The organism is Microbacterium sp., assembly GCF_039812165.1.
Taxonomy (GTDB): domain Bacteria; phylum Actinomycetota; class Actinomycetes; order Actinomycetales; family Microbacteriaceae; genus Microbacterium.
Genome location: NZ_JBDIAB010000290.1, coordinates 1 through 2,897 on the forward strand (window position 1 = coordinate 1; position 2,897 = coordinate 2,897).

General features: G+C 74.5%; 4 protein-coding genes and 1 pseudogene. 3 read left to right on the forward strand and 2 right to left on the reverse strand.

Annotated elements, in window-relative coordinates; genetic code table 11:
• The first annotated feature begins 40 nt into the window (after window positions 1-40).
• Window positions 41-979, forward strand: a complete 939-nt coding sequence (locus WML84_RS14450; RefSeq protein ID WP_347346840.1) for a bile acid:sodium symporter — start codon at window positions 41-43, stop codon at window positions 977-979.
• A gap of 45 nt (window positions 980-1,024) precedes the next feature.
• Here WML84_RS14450 and WML84_RS14455 read toward each other — a convergent pair whose 3' ends face one another.
• The gene (locus tag WML84_RS14455) at window positions 1,025-1,186 is read right to left on the reverse strand and encodes a hypothetical protein (protein WP_347346837.1); all 162 of its coding nucleotides are present in this window, start codon (window positions 1,184-1,186) and stop codon (window positions 1,025-1,027) included.
• Window positions 1,187-1,276: 90 nt separating this feature from the next.
• On the opposite strand from WML84_RS14455, the gene WML84_RS14460 reads away from it, so the two are divergent.
• Window positions 1,277-1,462: a hypothetical protein gene (locus tag WML84_RS14460; RefSeq protein WP_347346838.1), complete on the forward strand. Its 186-nt coding sequence runs from the start codon at window positions 1,277-1,279 to the stop codon at window positions 1,460-1,462.
• Window positions 1,459-2,358, forward strand: a complete 900-nt coding sequence (locus WML84_RS14465) for a siderophore-interacting protein (protein WP_347346839.1) — start codon at window positions 1,459-1,461, stop codon at window positions 2,356-2,358. Before WML84_RS14460 ends, WML84_RS14465 begins: the two co-directional genes overlap by 4 nt.
• Before the next feature lie 414 nt (window positions 2,359-2,772).
• Here WML84_RS14465 and WML84_RS14470 read toward each other — a convergent pair.
• Window positions 2,773-2,897 (reverse strand): annotated as a pseudogene (locus WML84_RS14470) (CoA ester lyase); the annotation flags it as partial.

Sequence of the window (2,897 nt, forward strand, 5' to 3'; positions counted from 1 at the left end):
GGACCGGGATGCCACGGCCCACGGCTCCGTCCGTGCGGCGCTGGAGCGCCACCAGGTCGCGCTCTACCTCGGCGCGATCGCGACCGGGTTCGCCGTCGGCGCGCTCGTCCCGGGCGCGGAGCGTCTCGAGCTCGGGATCAACGCGGCGATCGCGCTCCTCCTGTACGTCACGTTCCTCGGCATCCCGCTCACGCGCCTGGCCCGCGCGTTCCGCGACGGCCGCTTCCTGCTCGCCCTGCTCGCGGTGAACTTCGTCGTCGTCCCGCTCGTCGTGCTCGGGCTCTCGCGCTTCGTGGCGCACGACGACGCACTGCTGGTGGGCGTGCTGCTCGTGCTCCTGACGCCGTGCGTCGACTACGTCATCGTGTTCACGGCCCTCGCCGGCGGGGCCCGCGAGCGGCTGCTGGCCGCGACGCCGCTGCTCATGATCGCGCAGCTGGTGCTGCTGCCCGGCTATCTCGTCCTGTTCGCGGGACCGGCCACGCTCGCGGTCGTCGACGCCGGCCCGTTCGTCACCGCGTTCGTCGTGCTCATCGTGCTGCCGCTGGCCGCCGCGGCGCTCACGCAGGCGGCGATGCGACGGACGCCGTCGGTCCGCGCGGTCGCTGCGGCCGGCGAGGCCTCGATGGTGCCGCTCATGATGGTCGTGCTGTTCCTCGTGGTGGCCTCGCAGGCGCGCCTCGTCGTCGACCGGATCGGCGCGGTGGCGGCGGTCGTGCCGCTCTACGCGGGCTTCCTCGTCGTCATGGCCGGGGTCGGCGTCGTCGCCGCGCGCGTCGCGCGCCTCGACGTCGCGGGCGCCCGTGCCCTCACCTTCAGCGGAGCCACGCGCAACTCGCTGGTCGTGCTGCCGCTCGCCCTCGCCCTGCCCGCGTCGCTCGCGCTCACCCCCGCGGTCGTGGTGACGCAGACGCTCGTCGAGCTCGTCGGCATGATCGTCTACGTCCGGCTCGTGCCGCGCCTCCTCCCCGCGAGGTAGGCGGCGGCGCCGCGCCGCTGACGGGGCGGAGCGGATGCCGTCGGGTCAGGCGCGCCCCTCGGACCGCACGCGCGGGTCGCCTGGGGCGATCGCCTCGTCGATGACGACGTCGATGAGCACGGGCACCAGTGCCCCGGCGAGCTGGTGCCCGACGAGGCCGGCGATCGCCAGGGTGAGGGGCACGCGGCGGCCGAGCACCGAGCGCACGGCGCCGGGGGGACGGGAGACGGTGGCCGCCCGAGCTAGCTTAGGCTAGCCTTAGCTATGCTTTGCTCGTTCCCCCGCATCAAAGGCTTCATGAAGACCTCTCGCCCCCGCGCACTCCGCACTGCGCTCGCCGTCGCCGCGATCACACTCCTCCTGCCCGCCTGCGCGTCCACCGGCGCCGGCACCGCGGACGGCGACGACTACGAGATGAGCTACGGGTCGCCGAGCGGCCAGGAGGGTCTGCTCGAGGTCGTGCGGAAGGCGCTCCTCGGATGAGCCGCGCCGCCGTCAACCTCGTCCACCGCGTGCAGGTCGTCGACGTGCGCCGCCTCACGCCGGGGATGGTCCGCATCGTCTTCGCGGGGCCTGGGCTCGAGGGCTTCGTCTCCAGCGGCGTCGGCGACGAGTACCTCCGCCTGTTCCTCCCGAAGACCGGTCACGACGAGCCGCAGCTGCCGGTGCCCAGCGCCGACGGCTACTGGGAGTTCCCCGACGGCGTCGAGCCGTGCGAGGTGCGCACCTACACGGTGCGGGCGTGGGATGCCGCGACCGGACTCCTCACGATCGACTTCGTCGTGCACGAGGGCGGCGTCGCCGCGACGTGGGCGCTGGGCGCGCAGCCCGGTCACGTCGTGGGCGTGAACACGCCGCGCGGACTGTACGCGCCCGCCGGCGGCATCCGCTGGCAGCTCCTCGTGGCCGACGCCACCGGGCTCCCCGCCGCGCTGCGGCTGGCCGAGCAGGCGCTCGAGGGCGTCCGCACGCGCGTCGTGCTCGAGGTCTCCGACGACCGCGACGAGCAGGAGGTGGAGCTGCCCGCCGGCGTCGAGCTCACGTGGGTGCACGGCGGCAACGGCCATGCCCCGAGCCGCGTCGAGGAGATCGTGCGGGCGAGCGAGTTCCCGAAGGATCCCGGGTACGTGTGGGTCGCGGGCGAGACGAAGGTCACCCGCGGCGTGCGCCGCTACCTGCGGCACGAGCTGAAGCTCCCGGCATCCGCCTACAAGGTCGTCGGCTACTGGACCGCGAACGCCGAGCAGTGGATGGCGCGCTACGAGGCGCTGCCCGACGGCGTGCGCGAGCAGCTCAGCGCGATGTGGGCCGACGAGACGCGCGATCAGGAAGAGGTCGAGGACGAGTACGAGGCCGCCCTCGAGGCCCACGGGCTCTGACGCCGAGACGATGTCGACCACGACGCCCGCACCGCCGGCGACCGTCGAGGCGGGCCGGGCGCTCGCCGCCACGCGCCGGCGGCGAGCGCTCGGCTTCGCCGTCGCCGTCGCCGCGCTCCTGGTGTGCGGCGTGCTCAGCCTCGCGATCGGGTCGAAGGGCCTGTCGGTCGATCAGGTGATCGCGGCGCTCGGGGTCACCTCGCTCAGCGGCACCGTGTGGTGCGCGCTCCTGGGCGCGGTGATCGCCACGTTCGCGGTCTACGCGATCGGCGCCGCCGGCCGGGGCGGACCCGGCCCGCTGCTGCGCTGGAGGGCAGTGGCTCGAACCGGGCGCAGCGACTCGAGGACCGGGGCAGCCCGACAGGACCGGGGTGGCCCGCCAGGACCGGGGTGGCCCGACCGAGCCGGACAGGCCTACGCCAGGGGCCGGATGCCGAAGGCCCGGGCGAGGGTGTCGATCTTCTGCGCGCGGCCGAGGCGCGGCAGGTCGCTGCCGTCGCGCACGACGCGCCCGCGCGCGTCGAAGTCGGCGAGGAAGT